We start from the raw sequence: 19,495 nt of genomic DNA, 5'->3' as shown, positions 1-19,495 counted from the left end.
CTACAGACATACCCGTCAGATTGGTCGTACATACGAAAAAAAACGGCCTGCCTCCAAAAGGACGCGGGCCGTTTTCATGTTCGGCGAAAGGTCAGAGCATCAGCTCATCCCCATCACTTGTTCAGGCGGAAATCTGCCTCGGCAGCAGCGAAGCGCTGAAGCATGCCTTTAGTCGGCTCGCCCAGTTTGCTGACGATGTAGATGGCCAGGCTGGCGAAGATGAAGCCCGGGATGATTTCGTACAGGCCCAGCAGTTCGAAGTGTTTCCAGACCATCACGGTGATCGCGCCGACCAGGATGCCGGCCAGTGCGCCGTCGCGGGTCATGTCTTTCCAGATCACGGAGATCAGGACAACCGGACCGAAAGCTGCACCGAAACCGGCCCAGGCGTAGCTGACCAGACCCAGTACGCGGTTTTCCGGGTTAGCGGCCAGCGCGATAGCGATCAGGGCAACCAGCAGCACCATGGCACGACCGACCCAGACCAGTTCCAGCTGGGAAGCGGTTTTACGCAGGAAGGTTTTGTAGAAGTCTTCGGTCAGGGCGCTCGAGCACACCAACAGTTGGCAGCTCAGGGTACTCATCACAGCCGCCAGAATGGCCGACAGCAAGATACCGGCGATCCATGGGTTGAACAGGATTTTGGCCAGTTCGATGAACACGCGTTCGTGGTTTTCGGTCACAGGACCGGCCACTTCAGGGTGCGCCGAGAAGTAAGCGATACCGAAGAAACCTACCGCGACGGTGCCGCCCAGGCACAGGATCATCCAGGTCATGGAGATACGGCGAGCGTTGGCGATCGACTTGACCGAATCCGCCGCCATGAAACGCGCGAGGATGTGCGGCTGGCCGAAGTAGCCCAGGCCCCAGCCCATCAGCGAGATGATGCCGATGAAGGTGGTGTTTTTCAGCATGTCGAAGTTGCTGGCGTCTTGCGCTTCGATGGCCAGGAACGTGGTGTCGACGCCGCCGGTAGCCAGCAGCACGATGATCGGCGTCAGCAGCAGGGCGAAGATCATCAGCGTAGCTTGTACGGTGTCTGTCCAGCTCACTGCCAGGAAACCGCCGACGAAGGTGTAGGCAATCGTCGCCGCAGCACCGGCCCACAGCGCTGTCTCGTAGGACATGCCGAAGGTGCTTTCGAACAGACGGGCACCGGCCACGATGCCGGAAGCGCAGTAGATGGTGAAGAACACCAGGATCACGACCGCGGAGATGATCCGCAGCAGGCCGCTTTTGTCTTCGAAACGGCTGGAGAAGTAATCCGGCAGGGTCAGCGCATCGCCGTTGTGCTCGGTCTGCACGCGCAGACGGCCGGCAACAAACAACCAGTTCAGGTAAGCACCGACGATCAGGCCGATGGCGATCCAGCTTTCGGACAGACCGGACATGTAGATAGCGCCCGGCAGGCCCATCAACAACCAGCCGCTCATGTCGGAGGCGCCGGCGGACAATGCAGTCACGACGCTGCCCAGGCTGCGACCGCCCAGAATGTAGTCAGAAAGGTTGTTGGTGGAGCGATAGGCCATGAAGCCGATCAGCACCATTGCTGCGATGTAGATCACGAACGTGATCAGTGTTGGATTGCTTACGCTCATTGAGTGATGCCCTGGCTTTGTTTTTATGTAGCGGCAGAGTGTGAAACCGCCGACAAACGACAACGTTTGTTCAGACGATTTCGGGGCCCGCGCATTTATGACTGATGTTTCCCCAGGAAAGCCATCAGCCGGTGCACCTGTCTTTTTTGACCGGTTGCACCTTGGGCGCGAATGCTATTCAACAAAGCAAATAAGGTGCAACCAGTTTCTGGAGAATAAGTTGCACCTAGTCGGATTTACTTGAAAAAGCCCTGTTTTTGCTCCCTTTTGTGGCAGTCCTGGCTATTTACTAGAAGCAAAAGCACCAAGTAGGTGCGGTACGTTCGTACCGGAATTTATTTCCTGACAAGCTGCTTATTATTCCGACAAAAAAAGGGTTGCACCCGGTTGCACCTCGGCGGTTGCACGGCTAATCTTGCCGCCAGCTGATGCCACGCGGTCGTGGCAAACATGAGGATAAAAATATGGCTACCACCACCCTTGGGGTCAAACTTGACGACCCGACCCGCGAGCGCCTCAAGGCTGCCGCGACCTCGATTGATCGCACGCCGCACTGGCTGATCAAGCAGGCAATTTTCAATTACCTGGAAAAACTCGAGGGTGGTGCAACCCTGACCGAGCTGAGCGGTTTGATCAGCAAAGACGCTGACGACGCCGGCGAGTTCCACGCTGACCACGCGCACCAGTGCTTCCTGGAATTCGCTGAAAGCATCCTGCCGCAATCGGTGCTGCGCGCTTCGATCACCGCCGCCTACCGTCGCCCTGAGCCGGAAGTAGTGCCGATGCTGATCGAGCAGGCTCGCCTGCCGGTCGCCATGGCCCAAGCCACCAACAAACTCGCCGCCTCGATTGCCGAAAAACTGCGCAATCAGAAGAGCGCCGGCGGCCGTGCCGGAATTGTACAGGGCCTGTTGCAGGAATTTTCCCTGTCGTCCCAGGAAGGCGTGGCGCTGATGTGCCTGGCCGAAGCGCTGCTGCGCATCCCGGACAAAGGCACACGTGACGCACTGATCCGCGACAAGATCAGCACCGGCAACTGGCACCCGCACTTGGGCAACAGCCCGTCGTTGTTCGTCAACGCCGCCACTTGGGGTTTGTTGCTGACCGGCAAACTGGTCGCCACCCACAACGAAGCCGGCCTGACTTCGTCCTTGAGCCGCATCATCGGCAAGAGCGGCGAGCCGATGATCCGCAAGGGCGTCGACATGGCGATGCGCCTGATGGGCGAGCAGTTCGTGACCGGCGAAACCATCGCCGAAGCCCTGGCCAACGCCAGCAAGTTCGAAGCTAAAGGCTTCCGCTATTCCTACGACATGCTGGGTGAAGCCGCACTCACCGAGCACGACGCCCAGAAGTACCTGGCTTCGTACGAACAAGCCATCCACTCGATCGGCAAAGCGTCCCACGGTCGTGGGATTTATGAAGGCCCCGGCATCTCCATCAAGCTGTCGGCCCTGCACCCGCGTTACAGCCGCGCCCAGTACGAGCGCGTGATGGACGAGTTGTACCCGCGCCTGCTGTCGCTGACCCTGCTGGCCAAGCAATACGACATCGGCCTGAACATCGACGCCGAAGAAGCCGACCGCCTCGAGCTGTCGCTGGATCTGCTGGAGCGCTTGTGCTTCGAGCCGCAACTGACCGGCTGGAACGGCATCGGCTTCGTGATCCAGGCTTATCAAAAGCGTTGCCCGTATGTAATCGACTACGTGATTGACCTGGCTCGCCGCAGCCGTCATCGCCTGATGATCCGTCTGGTAAAAGGCGCGTACTGGGACAGCGAAATCAAGCGCGCCCAGGTCGAAGGCCTGGAAGGCTATCCGGTCTACACCCGCAAGGTGTACACCGACGTTTCCTACATCGCCTGCGCCCGCAAACTGTTGTCGGTACCGGAAGTCATCTACCCGCAGTTCGCCACGCACAACGCCCACACGCTGTCGGCCATTTACCACATCGCCGGTCAGAACTATTACCCCGGACAGTACGAGTTCCAGTGCCTGCACGGCATGGGCGAACCGCTGTACGAACAGGTTGTAGGCAAAGTTTCCGAAGGCAAGTTGAACCGTCCGTGCCGCGTGTACGCACCGGTAGGTACTCACGAAACGCTGCTGGCGTATCTGGTCCGTCGTCTGCTGGAAAACGGCGCGAACACCTCGTTCGTCAATCAGATCGCCGATCAGTCCATCTCTATTCAGGCGCTGGTGGCCGATCCAGTGGCCAGCATCGAGCAGATGGCGACGCTGGAAGGCGGCTTCGGCCTGCCGCACCCGCGCATCCCGCTGCCGCGTGACCTTTATGGTGCCGAGCGCGCCAACTCCAGCGGCATCGACATGGCCAACGAACATCGTTTGGCTTCGCTGTCCTGTGCTTTGCTGGCAACCGCTCATAACCACTGGAAAGCTGCGCCGATGCTCGGTTGCGCGTCCAGCACTGAAACCCCTGCACCGGTTCTGAACCCGTCCGATCTGCGTGACGTGGTTGGCCACGTACAGGAAGCCACCGTCGAAGACGTCGACAACGCGATCCAGTGCGCCCTGAACGCTGCGCCGATCTGGCAGGCCACTCCGCCCGCCGAACGCGCCGCGATTCTCGAACGTGCTGCCGATTTGATGGAAGGTGAGATCCAGCCGCTGATGGGTCTGCTGGCTCGCGAAGCAGGCAAGACCTTCGCCAACGCCATCGCCGAAGTGCGTGAGGCCGTGGATTTCCTGCGTTATTACGCGGTGCAGGCGCGCAACGATTTCACCAACGACGCCCACCGCCCATTGGGCCCGGTGGTCTGCATCAGCCCGTGGAACTTCCCGCTGGCAATTTTCAGTGGTCAAGTCGCTGCGGCACTGGCTGCCGGCAACCCGGTACTGGCCAAGCCTGCGGAACAAACCCCGTTGGTCGCTGCTCAAGCCGTGCGCTTGCTGCTCGAAGCCGGGATTCCGGAAGGCGTGCTGCAATTGCTGCCGGGCCGTGGTGAAACCGTTGGCGCGCGTCTGGTCGGTGACGATCGGGTCAAAGGCGTGATGTTCACCGGCTCCACCGAAGTCGCTCGTTTGCTGCAACGCAACGTCGCGGGTCGTCTGGATGCTCAAGGTCGCCCGATTCCGCTGATCGCCGAAACCGGTGGCCAGAACGCGATGATCGTCGACTCTTCGGCACTGACCGAACAAGTTGTGATCGACGTGGTGTCGTCGGCTTTCGACAGCGCCGGTCAACGTTGCTCGGCACTGCGAGTGCTGTGCCTGCAGGAAGATTCCGCTGACCGTGTCATCGAAATGCTTAAAGGTGCCATGGCTGAATGCCGTCTCGGCAATCCAGAGCGCCTGTCCGTGGACATCGGCCCGGTGATCGACGCCGAAGCCAAGGCCGGTATCGAGAAGCACATCCAGGGCATGCGTGACAAAGGTCGCAGCGTGTACCAGGTGGCAATCGCCAACACCGAAGAAGTCAAACGCGGCACCTTCGTGATGCCGACCCTGATCGAACTTGAAAGCTTCGACGAGCTGCAACGTGAGATCTTCGGCCCGGTGCTGCACGTGGTTCGCTACAAGCGCAAAGACATTGATCAATTGATCGGTCAGATCAACGCTTCCGGTTACGGCCTGACCTTGGGCGTGCACACCCGCATCGACGAGACCATCGCCAAGGTGATCGACAACGTCAACGCCGGTAACGTCTACGTAAACCGCAACATTGTTGGTGCCGTGGTCGGCGTGCAGCCGTTCGGCGGCGAAGGTCTGTCGGGCACTGGTCCGAAGGCGGGTGGTCCGCTGTACCTGTACCGTCTGCTGTCGACGCGTCCTACCGATGCGATCGAACAATCCTTCGCTCGCGGCGACGCCATCGTGGCACCGGATGTCCGTTTGCGTGATGCCATGAGTAAACCGCTGACCGCCTTGAAGGCTTGGGCCGACAGCAACAAGTTCGCTGACTTGAGCACCCTGTGCGTGCAATTCGCGGCGCAATCGCAAAGCGGGATCACCCGTGTTCTCGCTGGCCCGACCGGCGAGCGCAACAGCTACGCCATCCTGCCGCGCGAACACGTGCTGTGCCTGGCGGAAGTCGAAGGCGATCTGCTGACCCAACTGGCCGCGGTATTGGCGGTGGGCGGTTCGGCCGTATGGCCGGAAGCGGAATTGACCAAGGCCTTGTTCGCACGTTTGCCGAAGGATATTCAGGCGAAGATCAAACTGGTTTCCGACTGGAACAAGGACGAAGTGGTGATTGATGCGGTTCTGCATCATGGCCATTCCGATCAGCTGCGTGCGGTCTGTCAGCAAGTCGCCAAGCGTGCTGGCGCGATTGTTGGGGTTCATGGCTTGTCGCAAGGCGAAACCAACATTGCGCTGGAACGTCTGGTGATTGAGCGGGCGTTGAGCGTCAACACTGCTGCTGCGGGTGGTAATGCGAGCCTGATGACCATCGGTTAAACCGTAATACCACCGGGCGCCCGCAATGGACGCCCGGTATGCAATATCCCCTGTGGGAGCGAGCCTGCTCGCGATAGCGGCATGTCATCCGACACCTGTATTGGATGACACACCGCTATCGCGAGCAGGCTCGCTCCCACAATTGTTTTGGGGTGTCTGGTAAGTCGCTGCTCTGATCTACCATCACGCTCATCAATCATCCTGTTCACCCCGCCCTTCCCACGCCTAGACTCGGTCCATTCCAAAAAAAGGTAGGCCGCCATGTCCGAGACGTTGCTCAGTTCCCGCAATCTGGCTTTCGAGCTGTATGAAGTCCTCGATGCCGAAGGCCTGACCCAGCGTGAGCGTTTCGCCGAGCACAACCGCGAGACCTTCGACGCGGCCATCGGCACCGCCCGCACCATCGCCGAGAAGTTCTTCGCCCCACACAATCGCAAGGGCGACGAGAACGAACCGCGCTATGAGGACGGTCAGGCGATTCTGATTCCGGAGGTGAAACCGGCGGTGGACGCCTTCCTCGAAGCCGGTTTCCTCAACGCCGCGCGCAGTTTCGACGCCGGCGGCATGCAACTTCCTACGCTGTTGTCCCAAGCCTGCTTCGCGCACTTTCAGTCGGCCAACGCGGCGTCGACCTCTTATCCGTTCCTGACCATGGGCGCGGCGAACCTGATCGAAAGCTTCGGCACCGAGGAGCAGAAACAACGCTTCCTGCAACCGATGATCGACGGACGCTTCTTCGGCACCATGGCGCTGACCGAACCGCATGCTGGCTCGTCGCTATCGGATATTCGTACCCGCGCAGAGCCTGCGTCTGACGGCACGTATCGACTCAAGGGCAACAAGATCTTTATCTCTGGCGGTGATCACCCGCTGTCGGAAAACATCGTGCACATGGTGCTGGCCAAACTGCCGGATGCACCGGCCGGAGTGAAAGGGATTTCGCTGTTTATAGTGCCCAAGTTCCTGGTCAACGAAGACGGCAGTCTGGGCAAACGTAACGACGTGCTGCTGGCGGGCTTGTTCCACAAGATGGGCTGGCGTGGCACTACCTCCACCGCGCTGAACTTCGGCGATAACGGCGAGTGTGTCGGCTACCTCGTGGGCAAGCCTCATCACGGCTTGAGCTACATGTTCCAGATGATGAACGAGGCGCGGATCGGCGTCGGCATGGGCGCGGTGATGCTCGGTTACGCCGGGTATTTGTACTCCCTGGAGTACGCCCGCGAGCGTCCGCAAGGTCGCGTGCCGGACAGCAAGGACCCGAATACCGCGCCAGTGGCGATCATTCAGCACGCCGACGTCAAACGCATGTTGCTGACCCAAAAAGCCTACGTCGAAGGCTCGTTCGACCTCGGGCTGTACGCGGCGCGGCTGTTTGACGACACCACGACACTTGAGACTGAAGCCGAGCGCAAACAGGCCCATGAACTGCTGGATTTGCTCACGCCGATCGTCAAATCCTGGCCGTCGGAGTTTTGCCTGAAGGCCAACGAACTGGCGATCCAGATACTCGGCGGCCATGGCTACACACGCGAATACCCGGTGGAGCAGTATTACCGCGACAACCGTTTGAACCCGATTCACGAAGGGACTCACGGCATTCAATCGCTGGATTTGCTGGGCCGCAAACTGGCGCAGAACGGTGGTGCGGGGCTCAAGCAATTGATCCGTCTGATTGCCGATACCGCCGAGCGCGCTCAAGCGTATGAATCGTTGACCGCGCTGCGTGAGCCGCTGGAGAAATTGGTGGCGCGTCTGCAAACGGTGACCATTGGCCTGCTGACGGATCTGGGGCAAGGCAAGGTTAATAGCAGCCTGGCGAACTCGGCACTGTACCTGAAAGTGTTCGGGCACACGGTGATTGGCTGGCGCTGGTTGGAGCAGGCGATTCGCGCTGAGGAAGGGCTGGCCAAAGGGAATGCGGCGGATGTGAGCTTCTATAAAGGCAAGCTGCAGGCGGCGCGGTATTTTCTGACGTGGGAAGTGCCGGGTTGTCATCACGAGCTGGCGATTCTTGAGGCTCGGGATGATGTTTGTCTGACAATGCAGGATGAGTGGTTCTAATCCGAACACTTTGGCGCGGCTGAAAACATTCGCGAGCAGGCTCGCTCCCACAGTGGTCCGCGTTTAACCAGACAACGCGTTCAAATAATGTGGGAGCGAGCCTGCTCGCGAAGGCGTCAGTGCAGGCGATACATTTATCAGCTCAGCTTGAAGCTACCCATCTGCCGCGCCAAATCATCCGCCAACCGCTGCAACGTCTGACAGTCTTCACGGCACGCTCTGACCTCCCCCGCGGTGGCACGGGCCAGATCAGAAATCCCCTGCACGTTCCGGTTAATCTCTTCCGTCACCGCCGACTGCTCTTCCGTCGCCGCCGCCACCTGATGGTTCATGTCGCTGATGCGCTCCACCTGGCCGGTAATCGCCGTCAACGACTCCCCGGTCCGCTGGCTCGATTCGACGCCTGTGCCGGTCGCCGCTTGTCCGGAATGCATCGACGACACCGCGTTCTCCGCGCCTTGCTTGAGGCTGCCAATCATCTGCTGAATCTCATCAGTCGACGACTGCGTCCGCCGCGCCAAGGTCCGCACTTCATCCGCGACGACCGCAAACCCACGCCCCATGTCCCCGGCCCGCGCCGCTTCGATGGCCGCGTTGAGCGCCAGCAAATTGGTCTGCTCGGAAATCCCCCGAATTACTGCCAGCACCTGATCGATGGATGCCACCTGATGGGCCAACTCGCCCACCGCACTGGCAGCGAGGCCAATCTCATCGGACATGCTTTCAATATGCCGGATCGACCCGCCCACCACTTCCCGCGCCTGCATCGCCTCATCCCGGGCAGTTTGCGAAGCCACCGCAGCGTTGCCGGCATTCTGGGCGATTTCCTGCACGGTCAGGCCCATTTCGTGGACGGCGGTGGCGACCATGTCGGTCATTTCTTGCTGGCGGCCGGAGCGTTCGGCCGTGTTGTCCACCACCCGCGCCACCTGGCCGACTGCCGTGCGTAAACGCTCGCTGGTGGTCAGCACTTCGCCGATCATGTCGCGCTGACTTTCCAGGAACCGATTGAAGCCGCGAGCCAGGTCGCCCAGTTCATCGGCGCGACTGGAATCTAACCTGTGGGTCAAATCTCCACCACCGCTACCGATGGCTACCAGTGCTGCTGTTACCTGACGGATCGGCCGCACCAATCCACGGGCCAACCACACCACCAGCATCAGGCAAACCAGCGCTACCGCCAGGCCGATGCCGCTGCTCATCCACATGGCGCGGCGGGCTTCGGCGTAGATCTGCGACTGTGGCACTTCGGCCACCAAGGTCCAGCCCAGATCCCGCAACGGCAGGCTCAATGCCAGGAAATCTTCGCCATCGCGATCGAAGCTGCTGTGGGTGGCGGCTTTTTGAGCCATGACCGCTTGCGCCGCCGAGGCACCGATCTGTTCAGCGAGTGTGCGCTTGCCGCTGAACTGCGCTTCGGGGTGAACCTGGATCAAACCGTCGGAACGCACGAGATAGACCTTGCCGCGCTCACCGAAGTTGAAGTTATGGATCAGCTCCGACAGCTCTTTCATGCTCAGGCCAAGCCCGGCAACGCCCACAACTTTACCGGCCTGCTCGACCTTGAAGTCAATGAACAGTGCCAATTCGCCGGTGGCGGTGTCATTGTCGATATTGAGGGTGCGCGGCTGGCTGCTGTCGAGGAAAGCATAGAACCAGGCGTCCTTTGGATTGGAGCGACTGAGGGTCCGGTCCAGGCCTTTTTCAGTGAAGTAATGGTTGGACGCGGTGCCGACAATAATCGCGGTAAAGGCTTTGTGCTCGGCGCGAATGCCTTCCAGATACTTCACGAACGTGGCGGTCTGAGCACTGTTTTCACCCCCGGCCAACCAGTCGCGCACCATGCTATTGCTGGCGATGTCCTTCGCGGCGGTGAGGGGTTGAACGAGGATTCGCTCGATGTCGTTGCGCATCGCTTCGATGCTCGACGGTAGCGCTTGTTCGACCAGATAGCGCTCGGCGAGACGGTTGACCACGAGGGTATAAATGCCAACCACGATCAGAATACTGACCAGCAGGGCGGTGCCCATGCTCAGGATCAACTGCCATTGAATACTGCGTCGCCAGAACTGCATGGAGCACCCCCAAAGAATAAGAGGCTGAAACACTGCAACAGCCGTGCCGATTGTATACAACGCAAACGACAATTTATTCTTTGGTTGTGCGCAAAGCCGATCAGGCCTGACTGATCGTCTTGGCGATCACTTCAACCGTGGCGCTGACTTGCTCTTGGTAACGGTCGAGTTCCTGCTTGTGCTGTTTCTGCATTTCGATCTGCTGGGAGCACAGATTCATCGCGGCCAGCACCAGCAAGCGGTCACCGATCAGTGTCGGGTACTTCTTTTTGGTGTCAGCCAGGGCAGCCTTCAGCATTAACGCGGCGTCCAGCAGGGTTTGCTCTTCCCCGGCCGGCGCCTTGATCGAATAGTCCTCCCCCAGGATCGAGACGACTTTTACCCCTGCGGCGCCGTGATTCATGCGCTGACTGGGCCGGCGCTGACGCGCTCAACCAGGGCCTGAATGCGTGCAGCGGTGGCACCTTGTTTCTCTTCCTGCTCCATCAGGCTCAACTGCAGGCTTTCGTTTTCATCCTTGGCCTGGGCCAGTTCTGCGCTCAGGGTTTGGTTAGTGCCGAGCAGGGTCTGGTTCTGTTGCACCAGGTCGCTGACCAGCTGTTCCAATTGGCTTAGGGATGCTTCCAACATTTTGATTTTCCAAGCATTTTCAAAGGGCGCGTACGATAAAGAAAAGTCACCACGGATGCCAGGGTTATTGGGGCGCAAGGCCTTGATTTTCCTGGCGGGCGACCTTCCTCGCGGACTTTAAAGACTGTGATTGGCGGATCTGGTTCCTGCACTTCGTCGCCGGAGCCTTTGTGCGACAAAAACGCGCAGGGCCTCAAGACTTTAGTCGTATGACCGATAAGTCATGCATACAGCAGTCTCAGCCCCGCACGGATGCGCTTTTTTCGGTGAACACCATGTCCTTACGAAATATGAATATCGCACCGCGGGCGTTCCTCGGCTTCACCCTGATTGGCGCCATGCTGCTAATCCTGGGTGTGTTCGCCTTGAACCAGATGAGCAAGATTCGCGGCGCCGCCGAGGAGATAACCTCGAACAGCGTACCGAGCATCAAAAGCCTCGACGAGTTCACGCAACTGACCCTGCGCCTGCGCGTTCTGTCCTATCGCCTGCTGGTGAACCGCGAGCCGGACGTCCAGCAGAAAACCCTGGACCTGCTGGAAACCCGTAATCAGCAGATCCGAGTGGCTCAGACGGTCTACGAAAAACTGATCGCCAGCCCGCAGGAACGTGCAGCCTATGATCAGTATGTACAGTTGCTGGGTCAGTACCGCCAGATCGAAGACCGCATGAAGAGCCTGTCGCGCAACAATCAGGTCGAGGAGCTGCGCACGCTGCTCAATACCGATTTGCTGACTAACTCTGAAGCCGTTAACTCCGTGCTCAACCGTTTGCTGGAAATCAACACCCAGCAGACCGTTGACACCAACCAGCAAGCCGCCGACCAGTACTCGTCAGCCTTCAACCTGGTGGTGACCCTACTGGTCATCGCCACTGGCCTGACCCTGCTTTTCGCCTGGTTGCTGACCAACAGCATCACCAAGCCGATCGCCAACGCCCTGAGCGCTGCCGAAGAAATCGCCGAAGGCAACCTGACTCGTCCGATCCATGTCGATGGCGAAGACGAAGCCGGCCGTTTGCTGCTTGCCATGTCGAAGATGCAGGACAAGCTGCGCGACACCCTGCAACGGATTTCCGGTTCCGCCACGCAACTGGCGTCCGCCGCTGAAGAGCTCAACAGCGTCACCGACGAAAGCGCCCGTGGCCTGACCCAGCAAAACAACGAAATCGAACAGGCCGCCACCGCCGTCAACGAAATGACCAGCGCCGTGGAAGAAGTCGCGCGCAATGCCGTCAGCACGTCCGAAGCCTCGAAAAATGCCACCACCTCCGCCGGTGATGGCCGTGACCTGGTGCAGGAAACCGTCAGCGCCATCGAACGCATGAGCGCCGATGTGCAGAGCACCGCGACCCTGATCGGCGACCTGGCTAATGAGTCCCGTGACATCGGCAAAGTGCTGGACGTGATTCGCGGTCTGGCTGACCAGACCAACCTGCTGGCATTGAACGCGGCGATCGAAGCTGCCCGTGCCGGTGAGGCCGGTCGTGGTTTTGCCGTGGTGGCGGACGAGGTTCGTGCCTTGGCCCATCGAACCCAGCAATCGACCAGCGAAATCGAACGCATGATCGGCAGCATCCAGAGCGGTACCGAACACGCGGTGGATTCGATGCGCAACAGCACCGAGCGTGCTGAATCGACCTTGAACATCGCCCGTGGTGCAGGCATGTCGCTCGACACTATTAACAGTGCCATCGTCGAAATCAATGAACGCAACCTGGTGATCGCCAGCGCTGCCGAAGAGCAGGCGCAGGTGGCCCGCGAAGTGGACCGCAATCTGGTGAATATCCGTGATCTGTCGGTGCAATCGGCGACCGGGGCGAATCAGACGAGTGCTGCCAGCAATGAGTTGTCGCGGTTGGCGCTGGACCTGAACAATATGGTTGGGCGGTTTAGCCTCTAACCCGTAACTGATCGTTCCCACGCTCCCGCGTGGGAATGATCACCCTCCCTGTGCCTACCGCTGCTGCAAACCTTTTTGACAGCATCACATTTCAACAGGTTAGAATCGCTGGCACGCAGACTGCATGGTCAGTTTGTGCCCGCCTTTCAGCTTTCTGGAGTACTGCCTTTGAATGCGACGACCATCAACAGCCTGTTCTTGATCGGCGCGTTGCTGGTAGGTGCGAGCATTCTGGTGAGCTCACTTTCATCGCGCCTCGGTATCCCGATTCTGGTGATCATCCTCGCGGTGGGCATGTCGGCCGGCGTCGACGGTGCCGGCATTGTTTTTGATAACTACCCAACGGCTTATCTGGTCGGCAACCTCGCCCTGGCAGTCATCCTGCTCGACGGCGGCTTGCGCACCCGGGTTTCCAGCTTCCGCGTGGCGTTATGGCCGGCGCTGTCGCTAGCGACGGTCGGGGTGTTGATCACCACCGGGCTGACCGGCATGGCAGCCGCCTGGCTTTTCAACCTGAACCTGATTCAGGGCCTGCTGATCGGCGCTATCGTCGGATCGACGGACGCCGCGGCAGTGTTCTCGCTGCTCGGCGGCAAAGGCCTGAACGAACGGGTCACCGCCAGCCTCGAGATCGAGTCCGGCAGCAACGACCCGATGGCAGTGTTCCTCACCGTGACCCTGATCGACATGCTCGCCAGCGGCCAGACCGGTCTGCACTGGAGCCTGCTCGGGCACTTTATGCGTGAGTTCGGTATCGGTGCCGTCATCGGCCTGGGCGGTGGCTGGGTCATGCTGCAGCTGGTCAACCGCATCCACTTGGCCACCGGCCTGTATCCGATCCTGGTCATTGCTGGCGGACTGGTCGTGTTTGCCCTGACCAACGCCTTGCATGGCAGCGGCTTTTTGGCGGTGTACCTGTGCGGCCTGGTCATCGGCAACCGCCCGGTGCGCAGCCGCCACGGCATTTTACACATGCTCGACGGCATGGCCTGGCTGGCGCAAATCGGCATGTTCCTGGTACTGGGGCTGCTGGTGACACCTCACGACTTGTTGCCGATTGCCTTGCCCGCTCTGGGTCTGGCGCTGTGGATGATTCTGTTTGCCCGGCCGTTGTCGGTGATGGTCGGTCTGCTGCCGTTCAAGGCGTTCCATGGGCGCGAGAAGGCGTTCATTTCATGGGTTGGGTTACGCGGCGCGGTCCCGATCATTCTCGCGGTGTTCCCGCTGATGGCCGGCCTGCCCAACGCCCAGCTGTATTTCAACCTCGCCTTCTTTATCGTGTTGGTGTCGCTGCTGGTTCAGGGCACGAGCCTGCCGTGGGTGGCGAAGCTTTTGAAAGTGACCGTTCCGCCGGAGCCGGCGCCAATCTCCCGCTCAGCCCTGGAAGTCCACGTCACCAGTGAGTGGGAGCTGTTCGTTTATCGCCTCGGTGCCGAGAAATGGTGCATCGGCTCACCCCTTCGCGAGCTGAAAATGCCCGAAGGCACCCGGATTGCAGCACTGTTTCGTGGCCAGCAACTGCTCCATCCGTCGGGTAGTACGGTGCTCGAAGTCGGCGATTTGCTGTGCGTAATCGGCCATGAACACAACCTTCCGGCCCTCGGAAAACTCTTCAGTCAGGCACCGCAACGGGGCCTCGATTTGCGCTTCTTCGGCGACTTCGTACTCGAAGGAGACGCCCAGCTGGCCGCGGTTGCGGCGCTTTACGGGTTGAAAGTGGAAGGCATCGATCCGGACATGTCGCTCGGCCATTTCATTGCCCAGAAAGTGGGCGGTGCACCCGTAGTTGGTGACCAGGTGGAGTGGAACAACACCATTTGGACCGTCGCGGTCATGGAAGGGAACAAGATCGGTAAAGTGGGCGTCAGATTCCCCGAAGGAAGTCGCCCCGGTCCGGGCTTGTTCCTCTAAACTCCATTCTTCGTCTCGTTTTCGATCGGTCTCTATGTCAACCCTGCGCACCTTTTTCATCATCGCCCTGCTGGGCTTGAGTCTTTCTGTCGGTACATTGCAAGCGGCCGAACCGCCGTCCAGCGAAGCCGTGCAGGCAAACCTGAACAAGATCGCCGACCGCAAATTGCCGGAAGCCGATCAGAAAGCCCTGCAGAGCATCCTGCAAAGCACGCTGACACAGCTCAACAACCAGCGTGATTACGAGCAGAAACTGGCCGATCTCAAGCAGCAACTGGCCAACGCCCCAAAGCAGAACATTGAGAACCAGCGAGAACTGACCAAGCTCAAAGCCAGCAAAGTGCTGCCAGTACCGCAGCGCTATGCCAAAGAGCCTATTCAGCAACTGGAGCAAATGCTCACCGAGCGCTCCACCCAGCAAAGCGATCTGCAGAAAGCCCTGGCTGACGCCAACAGTCTGGTGATTACTGCCCAGACCCGCCCCGAGCGCGCACAGGCCGAAATTTCCACCAGCCAGACACGCATCCAGCAGATCAACAACATCCTCAAGGCAGGCAAGGACGCCGGCAAGACCTTGACCCCCGAGCAACGCGACCTGCTCAACGCCGAACTCGCGGCACTGAATGCCCTGATCCCGTTGCGTCGCCAGGAACTGGCCGGCAACAATCAACTGCAGGATTTGGGCAACAGCCAGCATGACTTGCTCTCGGAAAAATCCGATCGTCTGGATCAGGAAATCCAGGAGCTGCAAACCCTGATCAACCAGAAGCGCCTGGCCCAGTCCCAGGAGACGGTGACGCAGCAGTCCATCGAAGCGCAGAAATCCGGCGGCAGCAGCCTGCTGGCGACCGAAAGCGCGGCCAACCTTAAGCTTTCTGACTACCTGCTCAAAAGTACTGACCGCCTCAACGAAGTCACCCAGCAGAACATGCAGACCAAGCAGCAACTGGACAACGTGACCCAGAGCGACTCGGCGCTGGACGAGCAAATCAACGTGCTCAAGGGCAGCCTGCTGCTCTCCAAGATTCTCTACAAACAGAAACAGGCCCTGCCACTCCTCAAGCTCGACCGTGACCTGGCCGACCAGATCGCCGACATTCGCCTCTATCAATTCGAAGTCAGCCAGCAACGGGAACTGCTCAGCAACCCGGCGACCTACGTCGACAACCTGCTGTCGACTCAGCCTCCCGAACAAGTCACCCCGCAACTGCGCAAGAGCCTGCTGGAACTGGCCACGACCCGCGCCGACCTGCTGGAGCGGCTGAACCGCGAACTCAGCGCGGTGCTCAACGAATCCATCACGTTGCAACTCAATCAGAAGCAACTGCTCAGCACCGCGCAAAGCCTGCGGGCGACCCTCGATGAGCAAATGTTCTGGATTCCCAGCAACAAGCCACTGGACCTAGAATGGATACGCGCCGTACCGGAACGCCTGGAGCGTCAGGTCACCACCCTGCCCTGGGCCTCGAGCCTGAGCGAATTGAGTGACGGGCTGACCCAGCGGCCGTTGTTGTTCCTGCCGCTGGCGTTGCTGATCGGTGCCCTATTGTGGCGGCGCAAGAACCTCTATGCCCGACTGAACAAGGTTCACCAGGACATCGGCCACTTCAAACGCGACAGCCAGTGGCACACGCCGCAGGCAATCCTGATCAACATTCTGCTGGCGATGCCGGTCTCCCTGGGCCTGGCCTTGTGTGGCCTGGCCTTGCAAATCGACGCCCGCGGACAGAACGCGAACATGGGCGCGGCGCTGCTGCAAATGGCCCAGGCCTGGCTCGTGTTCTACACCGCTTACCGGATCCTTGCGCCGGGTGGCGTGGCCGAACTGCATTTCCGTTGGGAAAAACCTCAGGTCGAATTCCTGCAGGGCTGGGTCCGTCGACTCGGGCTGGTGGTCATGGCGTTGGTCGCGGTGGTGGCGGTTGCCGAGCTGCAACCCGCGACCCTGGCCGATGACGTACTCGGCATGCCGGTGGTGCTGACCTGCTACGCGTTGATGGCCTGGCTGCTCAGCCGCTTGCTGATCAGCAGCCCGACGCACCAGAACGCTTCGCTGTTCCGCAAGGCCGTGGGGGTCATGTTCACCGTCCTGCCTGTCGCGTTGTTCGTGGCGGTGTGCTTCGGCTATTACTACACCGCACTGAAGCTCAGTGACCGATTGATCAACACCCTTTACCTGCTGATGTTCTGGCTGGTGATCGAGGCCACCTTCGTGCGCGGCCTCAGCGTTGCGGCACGCCGTCTGGCCTACCAGCGCGCCCTGGCCAAACGCCAGGCCGCGAAAGAGGCCGGCGACGGCGAAGCGGTCATCGAAGAGCCAACCCTGGACATCGAGAAGGTCAACGAACAGTCCCTGCGCCTGATCCGCCTGGCACTGCTTGGCGGTTTCATCGCGGCGTTGTACTGGGTCTGGTCGGACCTGATCTCGGTGTTTTCGTACCTGGATAACGTCACCCTCTACGAATACACCAGCGGCACCGGCGCCAACATGAACATGGTGCCGATCAGCATTGGCGACATGCTCGGCGCGCTGATCATCATCGGCATCACCTTCGCCCTCGCGCGCAACTTGCCGGGGTTGCTGGAAGTGTTGGTGCTGTCGAAGCTGAACCTGGCTCAGGGCAGTGCCTATGCCACCACCACCTTGCTGTCTTACGTGATCGCGGGCATCGGTTTCGTCTCGACCCTGTCGACACTCGGCGTGAGTTGGGACAAGTTGCAATGGCTGGTGGCGGCGCTGTCGGTGGGTCTCGGCTTCGGGATGCAGGAAATCTTCGCGAACTTCATCTCCGGGATCATGATCCTGTTCGAACGTCCGGTGCGGATTGGCGACACCATCACCATTGGTAACCTGTCCGGTACGGTGAGCAAGATCCGCATCCGCGCCACGACCATCACCGACTTCGACCGCAAGGACATCATCGTCCCGAACAAAACGTTCATTACAGGACAACTGATCAACTGGTCCCTGACCGACACCATCACCCGAGTGACCCTCAAGCTCGGTGTCGATTACGGCTCGGACCTGGACCTGGTCAAGGAATTGCTGCTCAAGGCTGCCCGTGAAAACCCACGTGTGCTGAAGGATCCTGAACCTCACGTGTACTTCCTGAACTTCGGCGAAAGCACCCTCGATCATGAACTGCGCATGCATGTGCGCGACCTTGGCGACCGTAACCCGGTACTCGATGAGGTCAACCGCTTCATCAACCGCGAGTTCAAGAAGCAGCACATCAACATCTCGTTCCGGCAGATGGAGGTTTACCTCAAGAACATCCAGGGCCAGGAATACAGAATGGTGCCCGTCGATCCGGAAGCCAAAACCATTGTGTCCAAACCCGATGGCAAACCGCTGCAAGAGCCGCCAGCCGCCACGCTCGACTAACCGGCTTATCCCTAGCAGAATGCTCGGACATTCTGCTGGAGATGGCCGTTGAAAGCCCTCGACGAACTGACCTTCGATAATCGTTTCGCCCGCCTGGGCGATACGTTTTCCGCCCACGTGCTGCCCGAGCCGATCGACAACCCGCGCCTGGTGGTGGTAAGCCCTGCCGCCATGGCGCTGCTCGATCTCGACCCTGCCGAGGCCGAAACCCCTGAGTTCGCCGAACTGTTCAGCGGCCATAAGCTCTGGGCCGACGCGATCCCGAGGGCGATGGTCTATTCAGGTCATCAGTTCGGTTCCTACAACCCACAGTTGGGCGATGGTCGCGGCCTGTTGCTGGGCGAGATCTACAACGAGGCCGGCGAGCATTGGGACCTGCACCTCAAGGGTGCCGGCCAGACGCCCTTTTCGCGCATGGGTGATGGGCGGGCGGTGCTGCGGTCCTCGATCCGCGAATTTCTTGCCTCCGAAGCGCTGTATGCCCTGAACATCCCGACCACCCGCGCCCTATGCGTAATCGGCTCCGACACGCCGGTGTGGCGCGAGAAGCAGGAACGCGCGGCCATGGTCCTGCGCATGGCGCCGAGCCATGTGCGTTTCGGGCATTTCGAATATTTCTACTACACCAAACGTCCCGAGAAGCAGATAGAGCTCGGCGAGCACGTGCTGACCATGCATTTCCCGGAATGCCTGGAACAGCCGGAACCGTACCTGGCGATGTTCCGTGAAATCGTTGAGCGCAACGCTGAACTGATCGCCAAATGGCAGGCCTATGGGTTCTGCCACGGCGTGATGAACACCGACAACATGTCGATCCTCGGCATTACCTTCGACTACGGCCCGTTCGCCTTCCTCGATGATTTCGACGCTAACTTCATCTGCAACCACTCCGATGACCAGGGCCGTTACTCCTTCAGCAACCAGGTGCCGATCGGCCAGTGGAACCTCAGCGCCCTGGCCCAGGCCCTGACGCCGTTCATCAGCGTCGAAGCCCTGCGCGAAACCCTCGGCCTGTATTTGCCGCTGTACCAGACCCATTACCTGGACCTGATGCGCCGCCGCCTCGGCTTCACCACGGCCGAAGACGATGACCAAAAACTGCTGGAACAGCTGCTGCAATTGATGCAGAACAGCGGCGTCGACTACAGCCTGTTCTTCCGCCGTTTGGGGGAAGAATCACCTGAACTGGCCGTCGCCCGTTTGCGCGATGACTTCGTCGACATCAAGGGATTCGATGCATGGGGTGAGCTCTACATCGCCCGGGTAACGCGTGAAGGCGAGGTTGATCAAGAACAACGCCGCAAACGGATGCACGCCGTCAATCCGCTCTACATCCTGCGCAACTACCTGGCGCAGAAAGCCATCGATGCGGCAGAAAGTGGCGACTATTCTGAGGTTCGTCGTCTGCACGCGGTGCTGAGTAATCCGTTCGAGGAGCAGCCGGGGATGGAGAGCTATGCCGAGCGGCCACCGGAGTGGGGCAAGCATCTGGAGATCAGTTGCTCTTCCTGAA

General features: G+C 59.8%; 10 protein-coding genes. 6 read left to right on the top strand and 4 right to left on the bottom strand.

From position 1 onward, the window contains the following. Positions 1–113 precede the first annotated feature (113 nt). The gene (gene putP / locus QFW87_RS02255; RefSeq protein WP_283189713.1) at positions 114–1,598 is read right to left on the bottom strand and encodes a sodium/proline symporter PutP; all 1,485 of its coding nucleotides are present in this window, start codon (positions 1,596–1,598) and stop codon (positions 114–116) included. Between the two features lie 464 nt (positions 1,599–2,062). Here putP and putA point away from each other — a divergent pair, with 464 nt between their 5' ends. After that, positions 2,063–6,016, top strand: coding sequence for a trifunctional transcriptional regulator/proline dehydrogenase/L-glutamate gamma-semialdehyde dehydrogenase (gene putA, locus QFW87_RS02250; protein WP_283189712.1), 3,954 nt, complete (start codon positions 2,063–2,065; stop codon positions 6,014–6,016). A 261-nt stretch (positions 6,017–6,277) separates the two neighbouring features. Further along, positions 6,278–8,080 carry an acyl-CoA dehydrogenase gene (locus QFW87_RS02245; protein WP_283189711.1) on the top strand — a complete coding sequence of 601 codons (1,803 nt, stop codon included), beginning with the start codon at positions 6,278–6,280 and terminating at the stop codon, positions 8,078–8,080. Positions 8,081–8,217: 137 nt separating this feature from the next. Here the strand turns inward: QFW87_RS02245 and QFW87_RS02240 are convergent, their stop codons facing one another. The 3 genes from QFW87_RS02240 to QFW87_RS02230 form a co-directional block, all read right to left on the bottom strand. Then, positions 8,218–10,155, bottom strand: a complete 1,938-nt coding sequence (locus tag QFW87_RS02240) for a methyl-accepting chemotaxis protein (RefSeq protein ID WP_283189710.1) — start codon at positions 10,153–10,155, stop codon at positions 8,218–8,220. Positions 10,156–10,255: 100 nt separating this feature from the next. Next, on the bottom strand, positions 10,256–10,558 hold the full coding sequence (locus QFW87_RS02235) for a cell division protein ZapA (protein WP_283182658.1): 303 nt from the start codon (positions 10,556–10,558) through the stop codon (positions 10,256–10,258). After that, positions 10,555–10,785, bottom strand: coding sequence for a hypothetical protein (locus QFW87_RS02230; RefSeq protein ID WP_008149645.1), 231 nt, complete (start codon positions 10,783–10,785; stop codon positions 10,555–10,557). The genes QFW87_RS02235 and QFW87_RS02230 overlap by 4 nt, the downstream gene beginning before the upstream one ends. A 275-nt stretch (positions 10,786–11,060) precedes the next feature. Here QFW87_RS02230 and QFW87_RS02225 point away from each other — a divergent pair, with 275 nt between their 5' ends. The 4 genes from QFW87_RS02225 to selO all read left to right on the top strand — a co-directional run bounded on the left by QFW87_RS02225 (position 11,061) and on the right by selO (position 19,494). After that, entirely contained in the window at positions 11,061–12,686 is a 1,626-nt protein-coding gene (locus QFW87_RS02225; protein ID WP_283189709.1) for a methyl-accepting chemotaxis protein, read from the top strand. A gap of 168 nt (positions 12,687–12,854) precedes the next feature. Continuing rightward, complete coding sequence (locus QFW87_RS02220; RefSeq protein ID WP_283182656.1) at positions 12,855–14,597, top strand: potassium/proton antiporter; 1,743 nt, start codon at positions 12,855–12,857, stop codon at positions 14,595–14,597. A 34-nt stretch (positions 14,598–14,631) separates the two neighbouring features. Then, positions 14,632–17,982: a mechanosensitive channel MscK gene (mscK, locus tag QFW87_RS02215; protein ID WP_283189708.1), complete on the top strand. Its 3,351-nt coding sequence runs from the start codon at positions 14,632–14,634 to the stop codon at positions 17,980–17,982. A 48-nt stretch (positions 17,983–18,030) separates the two neighbouring features. Continuing rightward, positions 18,031–19,494 carry a protein adenylyltransferase SelO gene (selO, locus tag QFW87_RS02210; protein ID WP_283189707.1) on the top strand — a complete coding sequence of 488 codons (1,464 nt, stop codon included), beginning with the start codon at positions 18,031–18,033 and terminating at the stop codon, positions 19,492–19,494. Position 19,495 lies beyond the last annotated feature (1 nt).

The sequence above is a fragment of the Pseudomonas sp. PMCC200344 genome (assembly GCF_030053095.1).
GTDB lineage: Bacteria > Pseudomonadota > Gammaproteobacteria > Pseudomonadales > Pseudomonadaceae > Aquipseudomonas > Aquipseudomonas svalbardensis.
This window is presented reverse-complemented; position numbering and strand designations above follow the sequence as displayed.